The sequence below is a fragment of the Helicobacter saguini genome (assembly GCF_000762875.2).
Classification (GTDB): Bacteria; Campylobacterota; Campylobacteria; order Campylobacterales; family Helicobacteraceae; genus Helicobacter_A; species Helicobacter_A saguini.
Genome location: NZ_JRMP02000003.1, coordinates 45742 through 70761, shown reverse-complemented (window position 1 = coordinate 70761; position 25020 = coordinate 45742). Strand labels below are relative to the sequence as shown.

24 protein-coding genes and 1 pseudogene are annotated in these 25020 nt (G+C 33.2%); 15 read left to right on the top strand and 10 right to left on the bottom strand.

The features are described from left to right. Window positions 1–114: 114 nt before the first annotated feature. Together LS64_RS13050 and LS64_RS13045 are read left to right on the top strand one after the other, a co-directional pair. Window positions 115–1023, top strand: coding sequence for a class I SAM-dependent methyltransferase (locus tag LS64_RS13050; RefSeq protein ID WP_237416289.1), 909 nt, complete (start codon window positions 115–117; stop codon window positions 1021–1023). After that, a complete protein-coding gene (locus LS64_RS13045) occupies window positions 947–1267 on the top strand; it encodes an FkbM family methyltransferase (RefSeq protein WP_237416290.1) in 321 nt (106 codons plus the stop codon). The genes LS64_RS13050 and LS64_RS13045 overlap by 77 nt, the downstream gene beginning before the upstream one ends. Window positions 1268–1297: 30 nt before the next feature. Here LS64_RS13045 and LS64_RS02540 read toward each other — a convergent pair whose 3' ends face one another. Continuing rightward, window positions 1298–2527: an SH3 domain-containing protein gene (locus tag LS64_RS02540; RefSeq protein WP_052062454.1), complete on the bottom strand. Its 1230-nt coding sequence runs from the start codon at window positions 2525–2527 to the stop codon at window positions 1298–1300. A gap of 602 nt (window positions 2528–3129) precedes the next feature. On the opposite strand from LS64_RS02540, the pseudogene LS64_RS13770 reads away from it, so the two are divergent. From LS64_RS13770 to LS64_RS02505, 7 genes and pseudogenes are all read left to right on the top strand, one after another. Next, a pseudogene (locus LS64_RS13770) lies at window positions 3130–3321 on the top strand (GTP-binding protein); the annotation flags it as partial. A gap of 63 nt (window positions 3322–3384) precedes the next feature. After that, window positions 3385–5178, top strand: coding sequence for a translation elongation factor 4 (gene lepA, locus LS64_RS02530; protein WP_337190594.1), 1794 nt, complete (start codon window positions 3385–3387; stop codon window positions 5176–5178). A gap of 26 nt (window positions 5179–5204) precedes the next feature. After that, the gene (gene rlmB / locus LS64_RS02525) at window positions 5205–5924 is read left to right on the top strand and encodes a 23S rRNA (guanosine(2251)-2'-O)-methyltransferase RlmB (protein WP_034571547.1); all 720 of its coding nucleotides are present in this window, start codon (window positions 5205–5207) and stop codon (window positions 5922–5924) included. 99 nt (window positions 5925–6023) lie between these two features. Beyond that, the gene (locus tag LS64_RS02520; protein ID WP_052062453.1) at window positions 6024–6842 is read left to right on the top strand and encodes a hypothetical protein; all 819 of its coding nucleotides are present in this window, start codon (window positions 6024–6026) and stop codon (window positions 6840–6842) included. Further along, window positions 6832–7203: a hypothetical protein gene (locus LS64_RS02515; RefSeq protein ID WP_118949390.1), complete on the top strand. Its 372-nt coding sequence runs from the start codon at window positions 6832–6834 to the stop codon at window positions 7201–7203. Before LS64_RS02520 ends, LS64_RS02515 begins: the two co-directional genes overlap by 11 nt. Window positions 7204–7315: 112 nt before the next feature. Next, window positions 7316–9178 (top strand): AAA family ATPase, encoded by a 1863-nt coding sequence (locus tag LS64_RS02510; RefSeq protein WP_081948373.1) that lies wholly within the window; start codon window positions 7316–7318, stop codon window positions 9176–9178. Between the two features lie 93 nt (window positions 9179–9271). After that, a complete protein-coding gene (locus LS64_RS02505) occupies window positions 9272–10288 on the top strand; it encodes an aldo/keto reductase (RefSeq protein WP_052062641.1) in 1017 nt (338 codons plus the stop codon). A 4-nt stretch (window positions 10289–10292) separates the two neighbouring features. Here LS64_RS02505 and gatA read toward each other — a convergent pair whose 3' ends face one another. Next, the gene (gatA, locus tag LS64_RS02500; protein ID WP_081948496.1) at window positions 10293–11837 is read right to left on the bottom strand and encodes an Asp-tRNA(Asn)/Glu-tRNA(Gln) amidotransferase subunit GatA; all 1545 of its coding nucleotides are present in this window, start codon (window positions 11835–11837) and stop codon (window positions 10293–10295) included. 90 nt (window positions 11838–11927) lie between these two features. After that, window positions 11928–13235: a lipopolysaccharide heptosyltransferase I gene (gene waaC, locus LS64_RS02495; RefSeq protein ID WP_034573244.1), complete on the bottom strand. Its 1308-nt coding sequence runs from the start codon at window positions 13233–13235 to the stop codon at window positions 11928–11930. 72 nt (window positions 13236–13307) lie between these two features. Here waaC and LS64_RS02490 point away from each other — a divergent pair, with 72 nt between their 5' ends. Beyond that, on the top strand, window positions 13308–13595 hold the full coding sequence (locus tag LS64_RS02490) for a hypothetical protein (protein WP_034573246.1): 288 nt from the start codon (window positions 13308–13310) through the stop codon (window positions 13593–13595). Between the two features lie 27 nt (window positions 13596–13622). Beyond that, a complete protein-coding gene (locus LS64_RS02485) occupies window positions 13623–14375 on the top strand; it encodes a GTP-binding protein (protein ID WP_064773733.1) in 753 nt (250 codons plus the stop codon). A 49-nt stretch (window positions 14376–14424) separates the two neighbouring features. Here LS64_RS02485 and LS64_RS02480 read toward each other — a convergent pair whose 3' ends face one another. Continuing rightward, a complete protein-coding gene (locus LS64_RS02480; RefSeq protein ID WP_034573247.1) occupies window positions 14425–15627 on the bottom strand; it encodes a hypothetical protein in 1203 nt (400 codons plus the stop codon). Window positions 15628–15640: 13 nt separating this feature from the next. Further along, window positions 15641–16501, bottom strand: coding sequence for a hypothetical protein (locus LS64_RS02475; protein WP_034573249.1), 861 nt, complete (start codon window positions 16499–16501; stop codon window positions 15641–15643). Window positions 16502–16588: 87 nt separating this feature from the next. On the opposite strand from LS64_RS02475, the gene LS64_RS02470 reads away from it, so the two are divergent. From LS64_RS02470 to tssM, 4 genes are all read left to right on the top strand, one after another. Beyond that, a complete protein-coding gene (locus tag LS64_RS02470; protein ID WP_052062642.1) occupies window positions 16589–17092 on the top strand; it encodes a hypothetical protein in 504 nt (167 codons plus the stop codon). A 63-nt stretch (window positions 17093–17155) separates the two neighbouring features. Continuing rightward, on the top strand, window positions 17156–17605 hold the full coding sequence (locus tag LS64_RS02465) for a hypothetical protein (protein WP_034573251.1): 450 nt from the start codon (window positions 17156–17158) through the stop codon (window positions 17603–17605). Between the two features lie 107 nt (window positions 17606–17712). Then, window positions 17713–18408, top strand: coding sequence for a glycerol-3-phosphate 1-O-acyltransferase PlsY (gene plsY, locus LS64_RS02460; protein WP_052062643.1), 696 nt, complete (start codon window positions 17713–17715; stop codon window positions 18406–18408). Between the two features lie 41 nt (window positions 18409–18449). Further along, a complete protein-coding gene (gene tssM, locus LS64_RS02455) occupies window positions 18450–22007 on the top strand; it encodes a type VI secretion system membrane subunit TssM (RefSeq protein WP_034573253.1) in 3558 nt (1185 codons plus the stop codon). Between the two features lie 14 nt (window positions 22008–22021). On the opposite strand, the gene pgsA is transcribed toward tssM, so the two are convergent. The 5 genes from pgsA to LS64_RS02435 all read right to left on the bottom strand — a co-directional run bounded on the left by pgsA (window position 22022) and on the right by LS64_RS02435 (window position 24805). Beyond that, complete coding sequence (gene pgsA, locus LS64_RS02450; RefSeq protein ID WP_034573255.1) at window positions 22022–22564, bottom strand: CDP-diacylglycerol--glycerol-3-phosphate 3-phosphatidyltransferase; 543 nt, start codon at window positions 22562–22564, stop codon at window positions 22022–22024. Window positions 22565–22640: 76 nt separating this feature from the next. After that, the gene (locus LS64_RS02445) at window positions 22641–23519 is read right to left on the bottom strand and encodes a TonB-dependent receptor domain-containing protein (protein ID WP_202391551.1); all 879 of its coding nucleotides are present in this window, start codon (window positions 23517–23519) and stop codon (window positions 22641–22643) included. 11 nt (window positions 23520–23530) lie between these two features. Next, on the bottom strand, window positions 23531–23701 hold the full coding sequence (locus LS64_RS12315) for a hypothetical protein (RefSeq protein WP_160659363.1): 171 nt from the start codon (window positions 23699–23701) through the stop codon (window positions 23531–23533). Window positions 23702–23771: 70 nt separating this feature from the next. Continuing rightward, a complete protein-coding gene (locus LS64_RS02440; protein WP_034573258.1) occupies window positions 23772–24095 on the bottom strand; it encodes a hypothetical protein in 324 nt (107 codons plus the stop codon). Window positions 24096–24247: 152 nt separating this feature from the next. After that, entirely contained in the window at window positions 24248–24805 is a 558-nt protein-coding gene (locus tag LS64_RS02435) for a TonB-dependent receptor plug domain-containing protein (protein ID WP_034569643.1), read from the bottom strand. Window positions 24806–25020: the final 215 nt, after the last annotated feature.

The window sequence follows — 25020 nt, the reverse complement described above, 5'->3', positions numbered from 1 at the left end:
TAATATTTCAAAATGTTTAGCAAAAAAAAATCTATACAAATTTACTTTTCATTTACTTTCTGTTTTTTTTTTTTTTTTTGTATCTTTACTTTTTAAAAAATAAATGGAGAGAGAATGACAAAACTTCATAAGATAAAACGAATTTGTGGCTTGCCATTATTAAAAATTTATAAGGTGCAAAAGCAAAAAGATGAATATATAAAAATAAGATTTATATATAGATTCTGTAATATTCCTATTTTCACTCGCAGCGAAAAGATTTCATATTCCAAAAAAATAGCAGATTATTATTTGGGATATTATAAATCAATTAATATGACCTATCCACTTATGGTTTTAGGGGATTATAGAGATGCTCCTATGGTTTTAAATATTGGTGAATATATAGCAAAAGAGCCTGATATTCTTAGTAAAATTCAAAATTTAATAAAGGGCGTAGCTCCTATTCAAGCTAGAAATATCCTAAAGGTTATAAGTAGGCTTAGGCAAAATTATTTAGATTCTAATTATGTCATTGCCACTACGCAAGATGAGTTGGAATCTTTACGTAAAATAGCATTTGATTTCAAAGCAAATATTTTTGAGATTTCAAAAGATGTGTATGTGTATGATGGTTATTTTTTGCCTACTAATAGTTTTGGTGCTAGTGTATTTTTTTACAAGCATAGTATGGATATGTTTGAATCTAGTACGCTGCAAAAGCTTAGAAATAAAGATATTATCGATGCTGGTGGGTATATTGGGGATAGTGCGATTTTGTTAGAAAGGGAATTTTGTGATAAAAAAATTCATAGTTTTGAAGCTACACAAACTAACTTTAATCTTATGCTAAAAACCTTAAAACTAAATCACTCAAATCGTGTAATACCGATAAATAAAGGTTTAGGTTCAAAATTTGAGAAGCTAGAAATATCATTTATTGGTGGTGGCTCCACAATGAATAAAGATGCTAAAAATTTATGGGATTTTACTCACACAGATAGCAGAAATTATCACTTTAGATTCTTATGTGGAGCAAAATAATATTGATGTGGGCTTTATAAAAGTAGACATTGAAGGCTTTGAGCAAGAGTTGTTAAAGGGTGCGTTTAAAACTATAAAGAAATTTAAACCAGCAATGTTAATTAGCATTTATCACAATGCAAGTGATTTTTTTGAGATAAAACCTCTTATAGAATCTTGGAACTTAGGTTATACATTTAAATTTCACAAGCCAGTTGATGGTAGTATTAGTATCGAGACTGCTTTATATTGTGAAGTATTATAGAATTGTTTGTAGGTTTAGATTCTATAGAATCTACCTCACATCTTCCTTGCTTATCCAGCCGGTTTTAGAATCTATATTGACTTTGTAGAAATTATTTTTCTTATCGATTGCTTCTAGCTTTGTTGGGTTTGGTATGGTTAAAAGCTCGGTTGAGTTTTTAGTCGGTAGTATCAAAACTCGTGCATTTGGCAGGGTTTTAATACTATAAGTATTCACAAAAATTTTATATATCAAAAAGCCTGCAAGTAGCAAACTGAGCGCCGCAAAAATATAACTTCGCTTAATAATAGTCATTAGCAAAAATATCGCCAGCAGCACTAAAACCGCAAGATTAGTGATTTTAAGCCAGCTGCTTTTTGGATTTAAATCCTCCTTTACATCCTCATCAAAGGTCGGCACATTCGCGATATTCACACTCACAGGGACAAAATCATGCCGCGCGATATCAAAATAGCTAAATTCCAAACTTTTAGCCTCCTTGCTAACGCGCGCCACGACATTCACACGCGCCGTATCCATCCCAAATATCGAGCCTTGCGCGAACTCCTGCTCCTTTATATGCGGTAGGCGAAAGTCCTCCAAATTGCTATTTGTCGCCTCGATTTCTAAATGCACAAGGTTAGTCGTGGCGTCATTTTCCTCGATATTGACATCGGTTACCTGCATACTTGACGCGATAACGCCGCAATAATTCGGGTTTGCCACAAGGCTTTGGGCATTAAGCGTGATAGAATCTGTCTGCATAGAATCTTGCGTAAAATTATTTTGCACATGCACGACAAGGGACGGAATGACGCTTACGGAATCTAGCAGCTTAAAAGTAAAAGTGTTAGTCATATACTCGCCACTTGCGACCCATTCGCCACTTTTAATTAACGCCACACTCGCGTTTGCCTCTTTAGAATCAAGGCTAGGATTAAACTCGGTATGCACGATTTTAGCGTCATTTAAAAGCATGATTCTATATGTAATGCTAATGTATTGCCCAATGTAGAGCGTTTGATTGTTTAAATCTTGCAAGTTAGTGGCGATTTCAAGGTGCAGGATTTTGGCGGTATCAGCGGCTTCACTTTGCGGATTTAAAGCAGATTCTATACTGCTACTCTCCTCGCTTTCATCATCTTGGGTGAAAATCTCGCTATTTATGGAATCTAGGGTGCTTTCATCCCCATTTATGTCTTGCGGTGCGGCTTTTATGGTGTAACTTATCGCTCCAAAAGTTAGTAAAATCGTAACTAAAATCGTTAATATTCTTTGCAAAATGTATCCTAAATCATTTCTTTACATTATTTTTAAAAATTGTAAAACTTATAAAAGCGAAATTATAGCATATTGTTTTTTGAATTACTTCGTTTGCACTCACAATGACCTAGAATCTTCTCTTGTTTCACTAAAATATTTACTATTGCATTAATTTACAATTTTATTCACCAGCTACAAAAAAGCCAAATATAACATATTAATTTTTATTTGTTGTAAAAATGATACATTAATGTAAAGATATATGTCTTTATCTTTGTTGTTTTTTATAATTGTAAAATATCATAAGTATTATCGCTCTTGTGTTCTATATAATTTGAGTTTTATATTTTATCATCTCTTGCAAACAAGATTCTAACCATTCTTTTATTATAAAATATTTTTCTACCTTAAAGGGTGGCTTAGATGTAAATATATAGAAAAAATATTTAAAACTAGCGAATCTTACTAATTATCTTTGTAACTTATAAAAGCCTAAAATCTTAAAAATCTTTTGTTATTCTTTTAGAATCTTTGTTGTGGTTTAGAATCTAGATTCTATATTTAAAGGGACAAAATGGAAAAAAGTATGTGTAATTTTTCGAATATAAAAAAGGGAAGTAATGCAGAGTAATATACGGAATTTTTCGATTATAGCGCATATTGACCATGGGAAAAGCACTATTGCTGATTGTTTGCTGCAGTATTGTGGGAGCATTTCTAAGCGTGAAAGTCGTGCGCAAATTATGGATACGATGGATATAGAAAAAGAACGTGGTATCACTATAAAGGCACAAAGTGCACGTTTAATCTATCGCCGCCCTATTTTAGATTCTAAATCACAAGATTTTAAAAATGCTAATAATATAGAATCTAAATTGCAAGATTCTAAACAAAACTCTAATATAGAATCTAACTTTCAAGATTCTATACACAACGCACAAAAAGGCAAGGGGGAAAATTACAAAAAAGATTCCATAGAATCTAAACTGCAAGATTCTAAAAACACAGAATCTAATTTACAAAACTTTAAAAACGCAAAAGATTCTAGCATCCAAACGCCCGCCCACCACCCTATTTTTGAAGAATATATATTGAATCTAATCGACACGCCCGGGCATGTGGATTTTAGTTACGAAGTAAGTCGCTCTTTAAAATCCTGTGAAGGTGCGCTCCTTGTAGTCGATGCGTCTCAGGGCATACAAGCCCAAACCATCGCAAATGTCTATATCGCCCTAGATAATAACCTTGAAATTATCCCTGTGATAAATAAAATCGACTTGCCCGCCGCCGACCCGGATAAAGTAAAGGCTGAAATCGAAGACGTTTTGGGCTTAGATTGCAGCAACGCAGTGCTAATATCCGCGAAAACAGGACAAGGCATTAGAGAGCTTTTAAACGCGATAGTGGATAGAATCCCACCGCCAAAAATCAACAACGAAGCACCCTTAAAAGCCCTAATTTATGACTCGTGGTTTGATAATTACTTGGGCGCGCTAGGGCTAATTCGCATTATGCAAGGCACAATAAGAAAGGGCGAACTCGTCAAAACGATGAGTGCGGACAAAAGCTATCAAGTGCTAGGCTTAGAGTATCCGCACCCGCTGCATAAAGTCGCCACTGACACGCTTAAAAGTGGCGAAATCGGCATACTTAATCTTGGCTTAAAAAGTGTGACCGACATCGCGGTAGGCGATACGATTACAAGCACCGAAAACCCCACAAATGAAGCCGTGGATGGCTTCAAACCAGCCAAGCCCTTTGTGTTTGCCGGGCTTTATCCTATTGATACGGATAAGTTTGAAGATTTGCGTGACGCGTTGAATAAGTTGAAACTTAACGACTCTGCCCTTGCTTACGAGCCTGAATCTAGCGTGGCGTTAGGCTTTGGCTTTCGCGTTGGCTTTTTAGGACTGCTACACATGGAAGTGGTAAAAGAGCGGCTAGAGCGGGAGTTTGGACTTGATTTAATAGCAAGTGCGCCAACGGTTGTCTATGAAGTGGGCTTAACTGATGGTAGCGTAATAAGCGTGCAAAATCCTAGCGAGCTACCGCCAGAGCAAAAAATAGCTTTCATAAAAGAGCCTTATGTGCGTGCCACGATTATCACGCCTAGCGAGTTTTTGGGTAATGTGATTGTGCTTTTGAATAATAAACGTGGCGTGCAAGAAAATATGGAGTATTTGAGCCAAACGCGTGTGATGCTGACTTTTGCCCTGCCGAGTAATGAAATCATTATGGATTTTTATGACAAGCTAAAAAGCAGCACGAAAGGCTATGCGAGCTTTGATTACGAGCCTATTGGCTATCGTGAGGGCAATCTTGTGAAGCTTGATGTGCGTGTGGCAGGTGAAGTAGTCGATGCGTTAAGCGTGATAATTGATAAGAGCAAGAGCTATGAGCGTGGTAAGGCGTTGGTCGCACAAATGAAAGAGATTATACCGCGTCAGCTTTTTGAAGTGGCAATCCAAGCAAGTATCGGCAATAAAGTGATAGCACGCGAAAATGTAAAATCAATGGGTAAAAATGTCACAGCGAAATGCTATGGTGGCGATATAACGCGAAAACGAAAACTACTTGAAAAGCAAAAAGAGGGCAAAAAACGCCTTAAAGCCATAGGCAAGGTTGAAATCCCACAAGAAGCCTTCCTCGCGGTGCTTAAGATTGATTAGATTCTATAGAATCTTAAAGGAAAAAAATGATAATCTTTGGGAAACAATGCGTTTTGTATGTGCTGGAAAATTCGTCAGATTCTATAAAAGAAATTTATTTGAGTAAGGAAGTTGATAAGGGCTTATTTTCGCGTTTGAAACGGCTAAAAGTGCCTATTTTACGCATTGATAATAAAAAAGCACAGGGCTTATCAAAGGGGAAAAATCATCAAGGGCTTTTTGCTAAAATTTCGCCTTTGAGCCTTGCAAATGTGGAAAATGCGCTGTCGCAAAAGAGCCTAATTGTGCTGTGTGGCGTAAGCGATGTGGGAAATATCGGCAATATCGTGCGGACGAGTTATGCCCTTGGCGTGGGCGGCGTGGTTGTGTGTGATATTAATTTGTCGCTTACTGCGTTAGAGAGCGTGTTTCGCGCGAGTAGTGGGGCGCTTTTGAGCCTGCCTTTTTGCGTGTTAGAATCTATGGAATCTAGGCTTAATACGCTTGATTTTATCAATCAGTTGCAGGGCGCGAAGTTTAGGCTTTTTGGTAGCGGTATTGTGGAATCTGCTCTTGCGTTTAAGGGCGTTAATAAGGGCGAAAAATGGGCGTTATTTTTGGGTAGCGAGGATGTTGGGCTGCATAAAAAAGTGCTAAATAAAATGGATTCTATAATCAGCATAAAAATGCAAAATAACTTTAACTCGCTAAATGTGAGCGTGGCGTGTGGCATTTTGGTGGATAGAATCTTGCAGGGTAGAATCTAGATTCTATAAATTTTACAAAAAATGTAAAAAATATTGACAAAAAGTGTAAAAGTGTGGTATGATGTCATTTCTTTTTTAAGATTTAATAAGGAAGTGACAATGCAAAAGGATATTTTAGATTCTAATATTACGCAAGATTCTAAGCTAGTTTTAGAATCTAATAACGCAGATTCTATGAGTTTAAAAGAATCTCAAAATGCAGATTTTATAGAACCTAATAATACGTCTTTGCAAGATTCTAAGGCTTTTTTAGAATCTAATAACGCGGATTTTACACACATTACAGAATCTAGCAATTTAGATTCTATGCAGGTTATAGAATCTAGTAGCAATTTAGATTCTATAAATGCGATAGATTCTAAAGATTCTTTAAAAAACATAGAATCTAATTTGCAAGATTCTAATAATATAGATTCTAAAGATTCTACGCAAAAGTTAGAATCTAATCCGCTAGATTCCACTAGCAAAGAGCAAAATTTAGAATCTAATTTCAATTTGCGGCAGAAATTGCGTTTGCTTGATTTGAAAATTATGGATTTGGCTTCTATGCTTGATATGTCGCGTCCTACGCTTTATAAGCTTATTGAGTGCTATGAAAATAATGAGCTAAGTAAAATCGCCCCACACATTTTAGGGCTTTTTAACTATTTGCAAAATCCATATATTAATAAGAATAATGTCTTTGTGTATATCGCTGAAAATATTCTAAAAGGCGGCGTTTCTAAGGGCAATGCAAAGGGCGATTTTATAAAGATTATAGAATCTAGCGATGAATTTGATAGTATTTTGGAGTATCTAAATCATTGTCATAATTTGCTTAAAAAAGAAAATAAAACTTCGCAAGATGTGGAATTTTTAGCGCCACTTGAAAGCTTTAAACAACAAATCAATACTTTAAGGAGACAAAATGAAAACTAGGACTTTCTTAATTTCTAACTTTAGAAATATAGGCATTAGCACGCAGGATAAGGACTTTAATGAAGTGAAAGAAACGCAGAGTTTATTGTTAAATGCGGCTTTTGATAGTTTAGATTCTAAAGATTCTAATGCGAATATAGAATCTAATTTCGGCGGTTTAGTCTTAATTATCGGTGAAAATAACACAGGCAAAAGCAATGTAAGCAAGGCTTTGTCTAAGTTTATGTTTAATGATAGTGAGATTTTTAAGGAGAGTGATTATACAAACTTTTTAGGTTGTTATAAATTTATGCCTACATTAACACTAAAAGTGCGAGAAAAACATACGGGGGGGGGGGAATCCCAAAATTATAGAATCTAGCATTAGCATTACACAAGAAAATAGAGAAAGTGAAGCGATAGTAGAAGTCTCAAATGAAATAGATTTTTTACGCTCATATCTAATAAAGTTTGCAACCAAGAAAAAAGAGCAAATGGCAACAGGTATAGATACGCTAGATTCTATAAATGCGACTTTTAAGCAAAGTAACAAAATAGCCTTAATAATAGATGAAGCCTTTAAGACAAATAGTAAAGATAGAATCTTAAATCTATTTGATGAGCTAGATAATGTGCCTGACATGGCAAATTATGACAAAGAAGCCAAAAAAGAATTTGAGAGACTAAAGGCAAGTAGCCAAGAAATTATAAAAGAATTTGATGAGAAAAATAGGGCAAATAATATCTTTGGCCACGCTAGAAATCAAATAAATAAAGACTTTCAAGGGATATATAATGAATTAATCACAAATCTTAATAACGCTAAAGATTATGAAACAATAAAGCCCTTGTATAAAGATTTAACAGACTTTATAAAAGATGCAATTTTACATCATAACAATGCTAGACGTAATAGTTATAGTAGGTATAATATAACAATGAATACAGATTTTTTAAGACCACAAGAAATAAATGCAATAAAAAAAGAGAATCTAAAGCAGCAAATTTTAGACTTGCTAAGCAAGACTACTTTTAGCGCAAATGCAAAATCCATTTTGCCTAAAATCATTTATTACAATAATTCTTTGCGTTTTAACAATAAAGACTTAATCACAAATATAGATTCTATAGAATCTAGCGAGTTTTTTAATGCGTTATGCAATATTGCAAAAATTGACATTTCTAGTCTTAAAAATGCTTATAAAAATTCCGCTAAATCAACTGCATATCTAACCGCAGAAATGGAAGATATAAATAAAAGAATATCTAGATTTATAACACAAGAATTTAATAAATTATATAAAAAAAATGGAAGCGATATATATGAATTTAATTTTGCTTTAAGTCAAAATCAAATATCACTAGAGATATTCACCAACGAGAAAAAAGTGGTAAAAGAGCTAGACTTGCAAAGTAGCGGGTTTCAGTGGTTTTTTAACCTATTTTTTGGGCTACTTTATGGTAAGGGGCTGCAAAAAGATTCTATTGTGATAATGGATGAGCCAGCCCATAATCTAAGCGTGCCTTCTAGAAAGGAATTTCGCGATTTTTTAAAAAGCTATGGGCAGGATTATGGCATTACATTTGTGGTGATAACGCATGACCCGTTTTTAGCGGATATTGATTATTTGGATGAAATCCGCATCGTGCAAAATCTAGATTCTAAAAATGGCGTAGAAATTATCAATGATTTTTCTAGTATAAAATCTAGTGATACAGACGCTCTGCGTAGTATTAAAAAGGCGTTTGGCGTGGATAGCGGCATTCTTTATAATCGCAAACTGCGACTTATTTTTGTGGAGGGCATTACGGATTATAATTATTTGACTATTTTTAAGATTTTGCTAGAACGAGAGTATCTTAAAAGCGGGAATAAAGAGAGTTTAAACCTTGCGTTTTTACCTATCGGTGGGCTTGGCATTAAGGGTGAAGAAGAAAAGATTCTAAAAGGTCTTTGTGAATTGCATGAATCGCCCATTTTATTAGTGGATAGTGATAAGGCTGGTGCGGCTATCAAGGAGTGTGCTAAAAAGCTAAAGTTAGAATCTTTAAGCATTATCGAATTAAAAGAGATAGATTCTAAGTTTAAAGATATAGAATCTTGTTTTGATTCTAAAGATTTGGAAGCTTTTAATATTGCTTTTGGTGGTGATTCTAAAGTGGATTCTAAAGGTGGTCTTAATGCGGATTCTAAGCTAGATTCTGGCGATATTTCTAAAATAGATTCTAAAACTATCAAAGGCTATAAAGAATCTCACGCCCTTAAAACCGCCATTTTAAACAATAAACTAAAACCAAGCGACACAACAAAGGCAAACTTTGGCAAGATTTTGGAGTATTTGAATGATAAGTTGTAATTAAAACCTTGAAATGATCTTGAACGTAATATTTAATAATAATTCTTAAAAATTATATATAATATTTATTTTATTTCCACAAGGAGCGAAGTTATGAAACGGCGAGAGTTTTTAGAAAATGGGTCGAAATTAGCGGTATTTGGCGGATTAGCGAGTGTGTTTGGTAATGCGTTATTTGCAGATTCTAAAGATATAAAAAATACTGAATCTAATAATAATATAAGCCAAAAAGTTATAAAATTAGCAAGTAATGATTCTAAAAAAATAGAATCTAAGAGCGATTTTAGTGCGAGCGTGCCAAGCCAAAAGCTAAATAATGGCGTTGAGATGCCGCTTGTGGGGCTTGGTACTTATGATTTGCGCGGGAAGGCTTGCATTCAGGCGATGCAAGATGCCTTGAGCGTGGGCTATCGGCTGTTTGATACCGCGCAAATGTATGAAAATGAAAATGAAGTAGGGCTTGGGCTAAATGCGGGGCTAAAAACGCTTAGAATCCCACGTGAGCGTATTTTTGTAACCACAAAACTAAGCAATAATATGAGCTATAATGAATGCAAAAATGAGATTGAGACGCGTCTTAAGAATCTAAATTTGGGCTATATTGATTTGCTGCTTTTGCATAGAGAGTTTGAGAGCCGCAATGAGATGTGGCGTGCGATGCAGGAAGCCCACAAGGCAGGGAAAATCCGCGCACTTGGCATTTCAAATTTTAGCAAGGAAGTCTTTTTGGACTTTATCAAAACTTGTGAAATTAAGCCTACGCTTAATCAGCTTGAAACGCATGTGTTTTTCCAGCGAAATGAGTATCAAAAGATTTTGGAGCAGCACGGCGTGAAACTGCAGGCGTGGAGTCCGTTTTCAAAGGGTAAAAACGACTTTTTTAATAATAAAACTTTGGAATCTATTGCAAAAAAACATAACAAATCAGTGGCGCAAGTTGGCTTAAATTACCTTGCAAATCGCGGTGTGAGCGTCATTCCAAAGACTAGCAAGATTGAGCGGATGAAAGAAAATATAAATATTTTTGATTTTAAATTAGATTCTAAAGATTTAGCCTTAATTGCCAAGCTTGACACGGGCAAAAGCTCATTTGGGTGGTTTAAGGGGTAGGATATTATATTTCTTTTTCTAACGCATAAGCGGCGTTTAGAATCTCTTGTTCCCCTAAGTTTTTACCGATAAATTGCATTCCTATGGGTAGTTTTTTAGAATCTAAATTGCCATATTTATGCCCTAGATTAAACGCATTATTAGAATCTACACTCCCCACAGGCAAGGAAATAGCAGGAAGCCCAGCAAGATTCACTCCTATTGTATAAATATCGCTAAGATACATTTCTAGCGAAGTTTTAGACGCGTTAAAATGTGGCGCGATAGTTGGCGCGACCGGCAAAAAAATCATATCGCAATCCTTAAAAATCTCCTCAAACTGCGACTTTATCAGTGCGCGAACCTTTTGTGCCTTAAGATAATACGCATCGTAATATCCGCTACTTAGCACAAATGAGCCTAGCAACACTCGCTTTTTCACCTCATCGCCAAACTGCGCCCTAGTATCAAAATACAAATCGCTCAAACTCCCTCCCGCACGAGCCACACGCGACCCATATCGCACCCCATCAAATCGCGACAGATTGCTACTAGCTTCTGCCATCGCAATGATATAATACGCGCTAATGTGATAATCAACATTTAGCATTTGCTTACTAACGAGCGTGTGTCCCATAGATTCTAGCTTTTTTACCGCCGCTTCGTAAGCCGTTTTCACACTATCACTAGCCTTTTGCACAAACTCAGGCAACAACGCAATTTTATAACGTTTTTTAGAATCTAAATGCGTGTGCGTCTGGCTTGGCGGCAGGTCAAGGCAAGTTGAATCGTGTTTGCAAGAGCCGCTAATAATATCAAGCAAAATACTCGCATCCTCCACATTTTGCGTTATAGGACCGATTTGCTCCAAACTGCTACTATACGCAATCAAGCCATAACGACTAACGCACCCATAGCTTGGCTTCAAACCTACCACACCGCAATAGCTAGCAGGCTGGCGAATGCTCCCGCCTGTGTCACTGCCAAGTGATGCAATAGCCAAGCCACTAGCCACAGCAGCCGCGCTCCCACCGCTACTACCACCAGGCACGCGGGTCAAATCATGCGGATTTTTACACGCGCCAAAATGGCTAGATTCAGTCGTGCTACCCATGCCAAACTCATCCATATTCGCACGACCAAACGCGCACATATTGCTTTGATGTAGCTTGTTTATCGCGGTGGCGTTATATGGCGATATAAAGCCGCTTAGAATCTTGCTACCCGCATTCGCACTCTGTCCTTTAACGCAGATATTATCTTTTATCAAAATGGGGATTTTACCGAAATTGTCGCTAGATTCTGTGTTTTTGGAAACTTTTGTAGAATCTTTAGAATCTTGTGCGTGATTTGCACAATCTTGCACGTGATTAGAATCTTTGTTTATAGAATCTTGTGCGTGTTTAGAATCTTTATTTCCACAATCTTGTGCGTGATTTTTATGTTTAGATTCTAACTTACCATCACAAAGGCTTGGAATCTCAACATACGCATTCAACTCCCTTTTAGATTCTATATTTTTTATTAATTCTTTTTTTAAATCTTCTATCTCATTAGCACTTAACTTCATTGCTTCTTTCAAACTTGGCAATTTCATCACTTCCCTTTCAACTAAATTACAAAAGATAAAATTATAACAAATGATTGCTATAAATACATTTTAAATACTTAAATTTAAATTAAATTTCTTTGAAATTTGGGTTTTGAAAATGTTAAAGATTTCTTGTGGGGGGATTGATTCTATCTCAAAAGTATTGCTATTTGAGACGATGTAGGGGTTGCCTAAAAGTATGCGATTTAAGTGCGTGTTTCGCATATTTTTCTTGCTATTTTTATTAGAAATTTTTGCGTTATTTTGCAAATTAGATTCTATATTTTTTGTATTTTTAGAATCTAGATTCTCTAAATTGTTAGAATCTTGCGACCTAGATTCTATAGAATCTAGATTCTGTAAATTTTTAGAATCTTTATTACCATAAAGCGTGATTGTTAGCACACCAAAAGCCCACGCTAAGTATGTTAGCCCCGTGTCTCCACCGATAACGCAATCCATTTTGCTAAGTGCAAATTTTAATTCATTAAAAGATAAATTTTCTAATTTTTCGCAATTTATATTTTCGTTTTTTAAATTAGATTCTATAAAATTTGCTGAATCTTTATTATCTTTAAAAGCTAGGAAAAATGTAGCTTTTTTATAATTTTGTATCAATTTTGCTAACTCTATAAATTTATTTGCTGGATAGATTTTTTCTTTAATAGATGCTTCCAAAACAAATAAAATTTTAAAATTTTTAGAATCTAATTTGGCTTTAAGATTAGAATCTAGATTCTCTAAATTAAAAGAAAAACCATTTTTTCGCAAATTTATAGCAAAGCTTAAAAGCTCGTTATTTAGGGCATTTCTATCGGGTGTAGCAAATGTTACATCCATAGATTTTAGTATAGAATCTAGTTTTAAAACACTCAAAGATTCTAAAATCAAACTAAAATTTCGCTCCAAAATATTCGCATGATAGCTAATATCCACACGCCTAGAATAAAAAAAACTAGCCGCACTCTCACGCGCTCCACGCCAACTAAAACCAACAAACGTCCTAGAATCTAGCATTTTCCCAACAAGACTAGACTTTATTAGCCCCTGCATATCAATCACAATGTCGTATTTACCGCACTCTTTCATATATTTTCGCAACGCCAAAAGTCCACTAAAACTTTTCAAACTCCCCTTAAAATCAAGCACGTGTAGCCTGTCAATCACAGGAGAATTTTCCAAAATCGCGCTAAACCTTTTATCCACAAACCATTCAATTTGCAGACTTTCACAACTAAAATTGCCACTAGATTCCAACTTAGAATCTTTAGCGTCCAAAATCGCCCTTTTAACTTCGCCCAAAAAGCCCAAAAACGCCGCACTTATAATCACATCACCAAGCGCGCTCAAGCGAATAATTCCCACACGAAAACCCATCCAAAATCCTTTAAAATCACCAAAAATCCAAAAATTTTCGTTATAATGTTAGCTTTATTTTAAGGAGAAAATATGAAAATTTTTAGCAATATTTTGGCGTTTTTGCTTTGTATTTTGGCGACTTTTGGTATTTTAAATCTCAGCATTTTAAACGCCCAAGAAAAAATTGTGCAGGAAAAATCTCCAAAAATCACTGAATCTAAAATACAAATAAAGGGCGACACGCTAATTATAACTGACGCAAACTGCGATAGCGGCAGGGGAAATTCGCTTTTAGACAAGCTAAAAGATTCTAAAATAAGCAAAGCTAGTGATTGCGATTTAAGCGAGTTAGGCGATAAAAATCCTAGCAAAAAATAACTTCAAACATAGATTCTAAGGCACTTTATGGAATCTAAAATCACTCAATCGCGTTTTATAGAATCTATTCGCCCACTCAATGCTAGATTTATAAAATCTTCTGTGGGCTTTAAAGATTCTATCCCGGCTGAGTGTGCTGAAGTGGCTATTTTAGGGCGTAGCAATGTTGGGAAAAGTAGTTTTATTAACACGCTTTTAAATCACAAACTTGCCAAAAGTTCATCTACGCCGGGCAAAACGCGGCTTATAAATTTTTTTAAGGTTGATTTTGAGGTAAAAATTTTGGATTTTAACGCAGATTCTAAGAATTTTATAGAATCTAATCTAAAAGATTCTATAAAAAATATAGAATCTAGCCCTTGCAAAAACGCAGATTCTAAACAATCCCAAACCCTAAAAATCCCCCTTATTATCATTGATTTCCCCGGCTTTGGCTATGCAAAAGTGGATAAAAAAACACGCAATTTGTGGGATAAAAACTTAAGCGATTTTTTGGCAAAAAGGCTTAGCGTGAAACTATTTTGCCATCTAATTGACGCGCGTCATAGGGAGCTTGAAATAGATTCTAACATCGCGCATTTTTTAGAATCTACGCTAAAAAATCAACAAAGAATTGATTACGAAATCATAAATATCTACACAAAAGCTGACAAATTAAAAAAAAATGAACTAGCTACCCTACGTCATCAAAACGCCCTAACAATCTCCACCATCAAAAAAGATTCTAAAAATTTGCAAGAAATTTACAAAATAATTCTTATTAAAACGTTGGGAATATAGAATCTAACCCATAATTTTACTTATATTCTAAAAAATACCACATCTATGATTACCCAAAAAGGCTTGGTTGGGTGGGATTTTTGGGCTTTGGGGTAAGGTCGATTTGAGTTTTATTGCTTCCGCATATTATGGCGATGTCAAAGGGAATGTTACTTAGAATCTGCTTTAGATTTGCTATGTGTGGGTAGGGTAGGATGCTGCATTTTGCAAAGGGTTTTTTAAGGCTTGAGCCATTTTTGTAGCAAATTAGCACTTTTTGGTGTGAAATGTGGATTTTAAAATATGTCATTATGATGTTTAGGAATTTAGATTCTGTATTTTCCTTAATTATTTTTTTTATTTCGCTTTGCAGGCTTAGCGAAAAATCTTCACGCTTTAAAGAAATAAGAGAAAAAATCTTAATATTTGGCAGAAAAATTAGGGCTTTTTGTCGCTGCGTATTACTGAATCTAAGCTTAGAATCTAAAAACGCACACTCAAAATACTTGATATTTTCACGCACATTATATGTGATATTTGCACTAAAATTTTCATTTATATAAGAAATACTATTTATTGCACCCTGCAAAAATGGCGTAAAAATATAAGGGTAATTTAGTGTAAAAATCTTTTCGTTAAGATGTATTTTTGTCTCAAAAAGATTATAAGAAAAAATATTTAACTTAGCATTTTTATCTATAACTTTTATAAATTCATTATTACTAAAATCATAATTTCTAGCCTGCATTTCTTGCGTATATAATAAGGAGCATATTTTTAACACTTCTATTTTTTCTAACTCTTTTATATCGCTAATTATAATTTCTTTTTTAGAATCAACTCCTTTAGATTCATCCAAATAATTACTAAAAAGATAATTTAATGTTTCATTTAAGTCATCATTTTTTAGTATTTTTATAGCCTTTTCATCGTGCATAATTTTTGTTATAGAATCTATTTCCAAAGTATTCATCATTAAAAAAATATAATTAGATTCTAAGATAAGATAGCGAATTAGCCTAAAAATGCTCTTTTCCATAGAATCTACTTTTATCCACGCTATCTCACTATCGCTAATCTCGCACTCACCGCTAAAAACTACGCCATACGCCCCATTTTTAATAGCCGCTCCTATATCATCATTATTAAAAGAAAAAAACAATGAGCCTTTTTTCGTCTCGTCAGCCGAATTTGCAAGAGAGCTAAATGTGCTAATATAGCCCTTATTCACAAGAGTGCCATATAAAATATCAAGTATTTTTTCAAGTCTCATAAGCTTTCCAAATCTAATTCACTTTAGAATCTAAAATGCTATAAATCTCGATTGTGCCATTGAGATTTTTCTCATCATTATTAAATGTGTAAAGTATATCCACGCCCTTTTGACAGCCTGTTAGATTTACTTCTAGGGTCGTCTTATTTTTCCGCCACACATAGTATTTGCACACGGCGTTATTAGAATCTTTAAAGCTAAAATCATGCTTTTTATAATCCTTTGGTAAGCCAAAATTAATAAGCTCTTTTATACGATTTATAAGGGCTGAATTTCTAGGCTTCTTAGATTCTAAAAAGGCTATATGCTCTTTTAGAATCTTTTTATAAAAGCCCAACGCATCGCTATTTTGACGCTCTTCAATAAATGTATAAACCACATCAATATTTTCATTGCATCCACTAATATTTAGCTCTAGCTCTTTTATATCTTTCTGCCAAACATAATATTTACACAATGTGTTATTAGAATTTGTAAAGCTAAAATCATGCTTAAAATTATCCGTTGGCAAGCCAAATTCTATCATTTCTTTCACTCGCGGCATAACTTCTTTTAGCTCTTTATCATTAGAATCTTGCAAGGAATCAAGATGCGTAACTAAGGCTAGTGCGTATAAATCCTTTGTTTGCGTATTGTAAGCGCACTTTGTGGAATAGCACATAAAATCGCCCTTGCAGAAATTTTCCTGCCAAGTTATATCGCATTTTGGCGTTAGATTTAGTGAATCTTCATCGATATATAGTCGTTGCAGTGTTTTATAAATGTAGTTGTATGCTTTTTTAAAGTTTGATTTTTTCTCACTTTCTGCATTTAAAGTTAGAAAATTTATAGCTATAAAGCTTAGTAATATGATACTTTTTAGAATCTTTTTCATTTTTCTCCCCACTTGTTGAAATTCATAGAATCTTCAAATTTTTAAAGTAAAATTTTAGCAATCTTTAGTGTTTTTTAAGTAGTTTTTATGCAAGAAAAGAATTTTTTTACTAAGACTGAATCGTTGCTTGAAAAGATAAGCACCTTTAGCATTTTTGATAAGGATGTGCTGCAAAAAGGAATGAAATTTGATTCTAATGATGGCAAAGATTCTATATTTTTTACGCTGTATGTAGGCTCTACTCTGCATTTGGGCGTGGCGTATAGTTACATTTTTGATGAGCGAGATTTTAATAAAGTTGAGTCACCTAGACTACACATTATTAAGTGTGATAGCTTTAAGAAGATTTCGCCTGATAATATCAAGGTGTGTGTGCCAAGTGTGAATGCCTTTGACTATCGCGTGCGTGTAAATGGCGTGGATACAAGGCTTTTTTACGAGCATCCGCTGCATATTTGTGAAGTGTGCGTTAGCCTTTTAATGCGGATTCTAAGCAAGAAATACAAACGCGAAATGCCGCCCTTAAAGGAGCAGGAAATATTGAATCTAGTTTTTAGAAATAAGCTTAAAAATCTAATTTTTGGGCAGTGAAAGTTATGGATTTTAGAATCTAGATTCTATAAAAGTTATAAATTTTAGAATAAAAGGAGTTTTATGGTTCCCTCTCTTATTATGTTGCATATTTATGACAAGATTCCAAATGAGAGCTTTAATATCGTGCGTGGCAAGCTTAAAAAGCTCGATAAAATCGGCTTGGCAAAAATCGTAATCGGGCTTCCCGCACTAAAACTTCACAATGTCAGCATGGTTTTTTGGGTCGGCAGCGTGATTTTGGGCATTTTTGGCGTGGGACGCTTTATGATAGGCGACAAACTTTTGGGCTTTCTAAAAGTCACGCTACTTTTTTTATCCTACATTTTACTCGCCGCAAGTCTCGCCCTAGCCCTATTTCCCGACTACGCCACACTCGCGGTTTCGCTTATGATAGCGGGCTATGTAGGCTTAATCCTTTGCACGATATGGTGGGGCATTGACATTTTCATCATCTCCACAAAAACCAAACGCGTGAATCTAAACAAAATCCTTATGCTTTTCACGCTGTAGAAAACTAAATAAAACACAAAGTATTAATTCTACGTTACTTTATAAAATCTTTTGTATAATACACATTTTTAGATTCTATAAATTAGTATCAATAAAGGAGAGCAAAAATGAATATCTTAGAAATCTTAACAAACCCAAATGTGCTTTTTTACATCATTGCGTATTTTGTGGGGGCAATTCCCTTTGGCGCGATAATCGTAAAGGTTTTTGCGAAAAAAAATGTCCTTGAAATCGGCTCAAAAAGCACGGGCGCGACAAATGTGTATCGTGCGTTCGCGGATATTTCGCCTAAAAAAGCGCGGTTTTTCTCCATTTCTACGCTCATTTTGGATGCGTGTAAGGGGATGTTTGTCGTGCTTGCTGCAAAATGCGTGGGGCTAAGTTATGAAACGCAATACACAATCGCAATTTTGGCTATTTTAGGGCATTGTTACAGCCCATTTTTGCGATTTAATGGTGGCAAGGGCGTGGCGACCGCAATCGGTAGCGTGATACTTTTAATCCCCATTGAAGGCACGTGCGGACTGCTTGTGTGGGCAATCGTTGGCAAGGTTTTCAAGGTCTCATCACTTAGCTCACTTTTGGGCGTTTTAAGCGGCATTTTGCTGACATTTATCGTGCCAAATGTATTCGCCCTACCGCCTAGCATTGATGTAAATGTGCAAATCCACACGCACACGCCACTTGTCCTAATCGGGCTAATCATCCTAAACACGCACACGGAAAATATCAAGCGACTAATCAAACGCGAAGAGAAAAGCTATAAGGATAATAATGTGGTGACAAATGCCATTAAAATATAAACTAGATTCTATAATTTAATATAATTCAAAGTGTTTTATGAATGTTTAAAAAAATATTTAATTTTTTATTTTCTAAGAAAGTATTAATTTGCGTAGGGCTATTAACCCTACTTATTTTAAGTGTGCTATTTTTTTTATATGGCTCATTATTTGCCTTTAATGATATATATATTTTTAGTAGTAGTTTTATTCGTCTAGGTATCATTTTTGTAGTTTGGATTATAGTTTTTTTGGTATTTTTTTTACAAGAAACAATAGAATTTATACAAAGCTTTAAAAATGAAGATAAAGAAAAACTAAAAGAAATCAAAAAAGAATCAAAAAGTTTTATACACAGAATGAGACGTAACTTCAAATTATCCATAAAAGATTCCAAAAATACTTGGAAATATATGCGATTAAAAAGCATTCCATTAGTTGTAATTATCGGTAATGAAGGAGTTGGTAAAAGTACATTAATAAATTATGCAAATATTGATTATCCTTTAAATGATAGTTTAGAATCTTATAAAAAGTTTCATCACTCAACAACAAATTTTAGTCTTTATATTAGTAAAGATGGAGCATTAGTTGATACAGAAGGAAATTATTTTAATCAAGAGGAGCTATTTAATCCTGCAAGTAGTGATGAAATGCCAGAGGATGATTTAGATAAAAATAAAGATTATATTGTGAAAAAAAATATATGGAAAAAATTTATAAGTTTTTTAAATAAAAATATATTTTATAATAAATTAAATGCGATTATTTTAGTAATTGATACAAGATTATTTTTGACAAGTGATGTTGAATACTCAAAGAATCTTGCTAGATATTTAGTAAAAAGAGTTAGCGAGATTGAAAATAATACAGATACAAAATTTCCTATTTATCTTGTATTTAGCAAAATTGATTTAATTGATGGTATGGGTGATTATTTAAGAATTTTTAGTGAAGATGTAGCAAATAATGTGCTTGGGATTTCTTTACAAGATTCTATTAATTTAGATTCTAATATATTACACAATGAATTTAGTATTTTAATGCAAAATTTGCAATATTATTTATTTAGCAAAAATAATTTAATTCATTCACTAGATGAAAAAAATAAAGCATATTTATTTTTAAAGCAATTAGAAAATCTTTTCTTTCTTGCAAGTGAATTTGCTCTTTTAGCAAATAAAGAAAATATTTTAAAAAATAAATCATTTATAAAAGGCATATATTTTGTAAGTCCTTATCAAGAAAATATACCTATAAATTATTTATATGATGCTATTTGTGATAAATTTGATATTAAAAAGCCCATAAATAAAGCACGTAATAATTACACAAAACAAAGTTATTTTGTAAAATCACTTCTTAAAAATGTGATATTTAAAGATTTAAGTGCTAGTGGTGTTTTAAAGCAATTATGGAAAAAGGTTGCCGTGACTTGCGTAATTATTTGCACTATATTTATTACATATAAAATTAGCAGTTTTTATATCAATAAAACAAATGTAGAAATAGAAATCGCAAATAATAATGCTAAAAAAATACTAAATCTAATGGATATGTATAGAATCTATGACAGATTAAGTATTGAAGCTAAGGTTAGATTTTTACAGAATCTAAAGGGGATTTTAGATTCTTATCCCGAGCTTTTTAAAAAAGATTCTATAAATAACTATATCACCCTAGATATTTCATATAAAGCATTTGAAAATGCAAAAGATATGTATATAGAATCTATTAATAAACTTTTAAAGGATACACTAATAATAGAATTAGAATCTAAATTAAAAACCACACAAGATTCTAAAGAACTTATAAAGACACTATATATTTATAAAAGCTTATTTGATAGCACATATTTAGATAAAGAACTATTAAAAATATGGTTGCTTAATAATTACGAATCTTTTAAAAAATATAAGATTCCACAAGAAGATTTAATATCTTGCATAAATAATATTCATTTTCAAAAAAATAAGGAAAATAAAGAGATTAGTCTATTTGCTAGTGAAAAGATTCTAAGGATTCCTAGAATAGAGCGATTATACACGATATTAGAAATTACGTCATATAAAAATAATAAAAAGATTCTATATAATCTAAAAGATGATATAGGCTTAGGTTTTGATATATTGTTTACGTATAATGACAATCTAAAATTTGATAGTATTTATACTAAAAAAGGAGTTGAACGATTTTTAATAAATATTAATAAATATGTAGATAATAGCATAGATATAGAATCTTGGCTATTAAAAGATTTTAGTTTAGATTCTATAAATGATAAAGTTGCAATTAATATTGGGCTTATAAATTTATATTTTCATAGCTATGTAGAAAAATGGCAAATTTTACTAGATAATCTAGAGCCAAAAAAATATAACACAAAAGAAGAAATGATTATGTATCTAAACACATTAGCAAAAAATCCTATTACCACCAACACAATGTATAATTTAATTAGTATAGTAAATAAAAACACAAATTTAAACGACCCTTTAATCTTTACGTTTGCGTATAATTTAGGCTTACCAACAAGTGAAATTAAAAATATATTTAATAATGTAAGTTCTAATTTTACGTCCTATCACACCTTAATAAATGAAGATTCTATGATAGATAACATAGCTCAAAAGGCAAGTCCTAAAAAAGATTCTAATAACACACAAAATAATCAAACTAAAGATTCTAATATCTTAGAAATAATTAGTAAAGATATAGCAGGAGTTAGTGCAAGACTAAGTGAATATCTAAATCAAAGTGATAATAAAAAAGAAAGAATAACTTATGCTTTTTCTAAAAATTTACCAAAAGAAGATGCCTTTAGCATTTTAAGAAAAGATATAAATGCCTTGCCAAAGGAGCTAAGGAAATATTATAACACTGCGATTAGTAATGTATGGAATCTAATAGAATTGGTAGCAATACAAGACTTAAATACAGCTTGGAGTGATGAGGTATATTATAGTTTTATGAATGATATTGCTCCATATTATCCATTTAATCTTAAATCAAATGATTCTATAAGTATGGATAATTTTAAAGGTTTTTTTGGTAAGAGCGGAACTTGGAGTAAATTTTATGAGCAGTATTTACAAAATATATTATTGAAAAAAGGAAGTGTGTATTATATTAATCCATCTTATATTAATAAAATTAGATTCTCAAGTGAATTTATAAGTGCTATTACAAATATTGCGACACTAGCAGATATTATGTTTGATTTAAATAGTAATCTAAGAATTTCATATAATATAACTAGCATAGATTTATCCCCTGAATTTAATTATATAACTTTTGGTTATGATAATGTAATAGCTAAATACGACCATACATTACAATCAAAGTTAGATGTAGTGGCTAGTAACTTTAAAGCCGCAAGTTTATTTGAATTTAGTGCGACTAATCACAACAACATAGTTGAATTTTCTAAGAAATATGATGGAGAATGGGCATGGTTTAAATTCCTAAAAGATATTACTAAGACCAAAAAAGGATACTCAATGATATTTAACAATAACAATAAAATGTATTTTGATATAAAAATAGACTCTAGTGATAATCTAGACAAACTAACTAGCACGCTACCAAACTTTAGTATCCCTTTAACAATCATATACTAAAGATTCTATAGAATCTATTTTATCGCCTTATAATACTTAAATGTGTAATCTAAGCCCGAATATAAAGTCACAAAAACAGCTATCCATAATAGCACTTCGCCACCCGGAAAAAAGTTTGCTAATAAAATTGCAATCGCTAAGATTTGAAAGCCTGTTTTGTATTTGCCTAGCGGGCTTGCGGCGACATTTTGCTTTGAGCTTGCGGCTACTACGCGAAGCCCTGTGATGTAAAATTCGCGCGACAAAATTAAAAAAACAGCCCACGCACTCGCCCTTTCAAGCCAAAGAAGCCCTATAAAAGCCGCCAAAATCAGCATTTTGTCTGCTAATGGGTCAAAAACCTCGCCAAAAACGCTGCCAAACTTAAACTGGCGCGCGATATATCCATCGAAAAAATCAGTGATTGACGCCAAGCAAAACACGACACACGCGCTAAAATCACGCCATGAAATATCCACCCAAGCAGGCATAAATTTTTCCCAATACAAAATCACAGCAAGTAATAAAACTGATAATATTATGCGTGAAAAAGTTAGAATATTTGGAATATTTTTCATAAAAATCCTATTATTTTTAAAAAGGATTATAACAAAATATATTTAAGAGTAAAATCCTGTTTTATATTTTTAGAATCTAGTATTTATAGCCTACTTGGGCGTAAAGGCTGGTGACGGCGACTTGGTAGAAGTAGTCATAATAGCGATAGTTTGTGATATTAGTAGCACTTAAGCTTATATCAAAGCCATTAGCAAAAATATAGCCGATTTTTGCATTTAGGCTAAATTGCGTGCTATATTGCTGAAAAGTGTTTTCTAGCGGCGTGGTATTTATATCATCGCTATAAAAAGCTGGAGCGTAATAAAGCCAAAGTGAGCCATAAAGTCCATCTAATCCGCGAAACGCACGACGTTTAGATTCTAAAGAACGTCTAGATTCTAAAGGAGAATCTAAAACACCATTAGAATCTAAAGCACTATTAGAATCTAAAGAAGCGCGTCTAGATTCTATAAAATCATTAGAATCTAATGGCGAATAATTTAGCGAAACATTTAACATATGCAAAGGTATTCCTATTAATTGCTTTCCTTGCGTAGCGCGGTTTATGGGGTTATCTATGATTCTAGCACTTGTTAATGTATATGTCGCATCTAGGCTTAAACGCTCGACAAATAAAGGCAAACTTAAACTAGATTCTATCCCTAAGATTCTACCTTTCCCTGCGTTTTCATAATGCGTAGGTGCAGTCGCACTGCCATTTCCTGCGCGATATATCATATTATCTAGCTCTATTTGAAAATAATAAAGTGACGCATTAAGTCGCCCTTTTAAAATATTAGAATCTAGGCTATACTCGCCCCCTATATCAAAGCTAATGGCACTTTCATGTTTTAAGTTTGGATTAATACTCCAAATTAAAGCCGCTGGGGTAAAGTATTTATCTCTCATAGTTGGCATTCTAAAGCCTGTGCCTACACTTGTCTTAAAAACAAGATTTTGTGTTTGACTTTGCAGTGGAATATAATTTATGCCAAATTTAGGGGAAAAATTGATAGATTATTACTTTGATTTTTGCTATCTAAGGTCGCATTTCTAAAATATCCATCAAAATTTTGCCAAAAATCATATCGCAAACCCAAAGTCGTGCTTAAAGATTCTAGCCACATAGAATCTAAATTCACATACACACTCGCCATTTACAAGCAAGCTAGGATTGCCATTCCAAAACCCGCACAGAATTTATGCAACTAATAAAAAAATAAAAAATTATTTTTTCTTAAATGTAGCAGCCCTACCTGTTACACGAATAATGTCTTTACCAAAAGTCTTTGAAATAATCTCGTAACGAGGCAACAAGATTGTGTCACACTTATTATCAGTAATCGCCTTATTTAACAAAGTCTGCGTCATATTCAAATTCTTTGGGTCATAAGGCATTTCTGTGGTGATAACATTCCCCACATCAAAATCGCTCCCATTAAACTGCACAATATAGCCAACATTAGAATCTACTTTTGTCCCTACAAGTTTTGAACATCCACTAAAGAATACAACACAAACACAACCAGCACAAAGCAACATTTTTTTCATTAAGAAATCCTTTAAAATTAAATTAGAATGTGATTATACAAAAAAAAAAAAGCTGTCAAGAGTTTTTCTTATTTTTTATAATAAAATCAAAATTTTGCATTTTAAATCCTGTATTATATTTTATACATTATTTTATGATACAATTTTAGCTTTTATATTTTTGCGAAATGTTTTGCGATTTTAAGGCGACCTAGCTTATCTGGCATATTAGTGATAAAGTTGATAACGCCCCCGATTGCGCCCGTGCCATAAAGGCTAGAAAACGCCCCGCGTGCCACTTCTACGCGTTTAACATCAAAAAGTGAGATTTGATTAAGTAGCCTTGCTTCGCCTTCTAAATCGCTTAAAATCACGCCATCAAGCATTACTAATGTGCCAAAATTTATACCGCGTATTTTAATTTGCGGACGCGGATTATAGCTACCATCATTTTCGATTCTAACACCTGCTAGCTTTTTTACCACATCGCTAATTTTATTATTTGGCATAGAATTTATGCTTTTAGAATCTACAACGCTCATATTTCCCGGGATTTGCGATACATCACTGCTTAGAGCCGAGCCTGTTGTGATTAGAGATTCTAATTTATAGTTTTTATCTGTGTTTTTAGATTCTTTTGTGTTAGATTCTATGTTGTCGTTAGAATCTTCTGCGTTTATACTTACAATCAAGCAAAAAAGCAATAAAATGTGTTTAATTCTTATTAGCATAGATTTCCTTTAAAAAAAAGTAAAATGATAATCTTACTTAAAAACCTTAAATGCTTTAGAATCTAACTTGTTTTCTTGCAGGATAATGACTTTTTTTTACAATGATAGAATCTAGATTCTATAATTTTTTAGAATCTAATTTTTTATAGAATCTAAAATATTTTTATTTTTATCTATTCCCATCCTACCACCCTTAAGGTTGTAAAAATATTTTA

Excerpts from the sequence above, each read along its gene's own strand:
- LS64_RS13050 (WP_237416289.1), top strand. The coding sequence starts at position 115 with ATGACAAAACTTCATAAGATAAAACGAATTTGTGGCTTGCCATTATTA.
- LS64_RS13045 (WP_237416290.1), top strand. The coding sequence starts at position 947 with ATGCTAAAAATTTATGGGATTTTACTCACACAGATAGCAGAAATTATC.
- rlmB (WP_034571547.1), top strand. The coding sequence starts at position 5,205 with ATGATAATCTTTGGGAAACAATGCGTTTTGTATGTGCTGGAAAATTCG.
- LS64_RS02520 (WP_052062453.1), top strand. The coding sequence starts at position 6,024 with ATGCAAAAGGATATTTTAGATTCTAATATTACGCAAGATTCTAAGCTA.
- LS64_RS02515 (WP_118949390.1), top strand. The coding sequence starts at position 6,832 with ATGAAAACTAGGACTTTCTTAATTTCTAACTTTAGAAATATAGGCATT.
- LS64_RS02510 (WP_081948373.1), top strand. The coding sequence starts at position 7,316 with ATGGCAACAGGTATAGATACGCTAGATTCTATAAATGCGACTTTTAAG.
- LS64_RS02505 (WP_052062641.1), top strand. The coding sequence starts at position 9,272 with ATGAAACGGCGAGAGTTTTTAGAAAATGGGTCGAAATTAGCGGTATTT.
- gatA (WP_081948496.1), bottom strand. The coding sequence starts at position 11,837 with ATGAAGTTAAGTGCTAATGAGATAGAAGATTTAAAAAAAGAATTAATA.
- waaC (WP_034573244.1), bottom strand. The coding sequence starts at position 13,235 with ATGGGTTTTCGTGTGGGAATTATTCGCTTGAGCGCGCTTGGTGATGTG.
- LS64_RS02490 (WP_034573246.1), top strand. The coding sequence starts at position 13,308 with ATGAAAATTTTTAGCAATATTTTGGCGTTTTTGCTTTGTATTTTGGCG.
- LS64_RS02485 (WP_064773733.1), top strand. The coding sequence starts at position 13,623 with ATGGAATCTAAAATCACTCAATCGCGTTTTATAGAATCTATTCGCCCA.
- LS64_RS02480 (WP_034573247.1), bottom strand. The coding sequence starts at position 15,627 with ATGAGACTTGAAAAAATACTTGATATTTTATATGGCACTCTTGTGAAT.
- LS64_RS02475 (WP_034573249.1), bottom strand. The coding sequence starts at position 16,501 with ATGAAAAAGATTCTAAAAAGTATCATATTACTAAGCTTTATAGCTATA.
- LS64_RS02470 (WP_052062642.1), top strand. The coding sequence starts at position 16,589 with ATGCAAGAAAAGAATTTTTTTACTAAGACTGAATCGTTGCTTGAAAAG.
- LS64_RS02465 (WP_034573251.1), top strand. The coding sequence starts at position 17,156 with ATGGTTCCCTCTCTTATTATGTTGCATATTTATGACAAGATTCCAAAT.
- plsY (WP_052062643.1), top strand. The coding sequence starts at position 17,713 with ATGAATATCTTAGAAATCTTAACAAACCCAAATGTGCTTTTTTACATC.
- tssM (WP_034573253.1), top strand. The coding sequence starts at position 18,450 with ATGTTTAAAAAAATATTTAATTTTTTATTTTCTAAGAAAGTATTAATT.
- pgsA (WP_034573255.1), bottom strand. The coding sequence starts at position 22,564 with ATGAAAAATATTCCAAATATTCTAACTTTTTCACGCATAATATTATCA.
- LS64_RS12315 (WP_160659363.1), bottom strand. The coding sequence starts at position 23,701 with ATGGCGAGTGTGTATGTGAATTTAGATTCTATGTGGCTAGAATCTTTA.
- LS64_RS02440 (WP_034573258.1), bottom strand. The coding sequence starts at position 24,095 with ATGAAAAAAATGTTGCTTTGTGCTGGTTGTGTTTGTGTTGTATTCTTT.
- LS64_RS02435 (WP_034569643.1), bottom strand. The coding sequence starts at position 24,805 with ATGCTAATAAGAATTAAACACATTTTATTGCTTTTTTGCTTGATTGTA.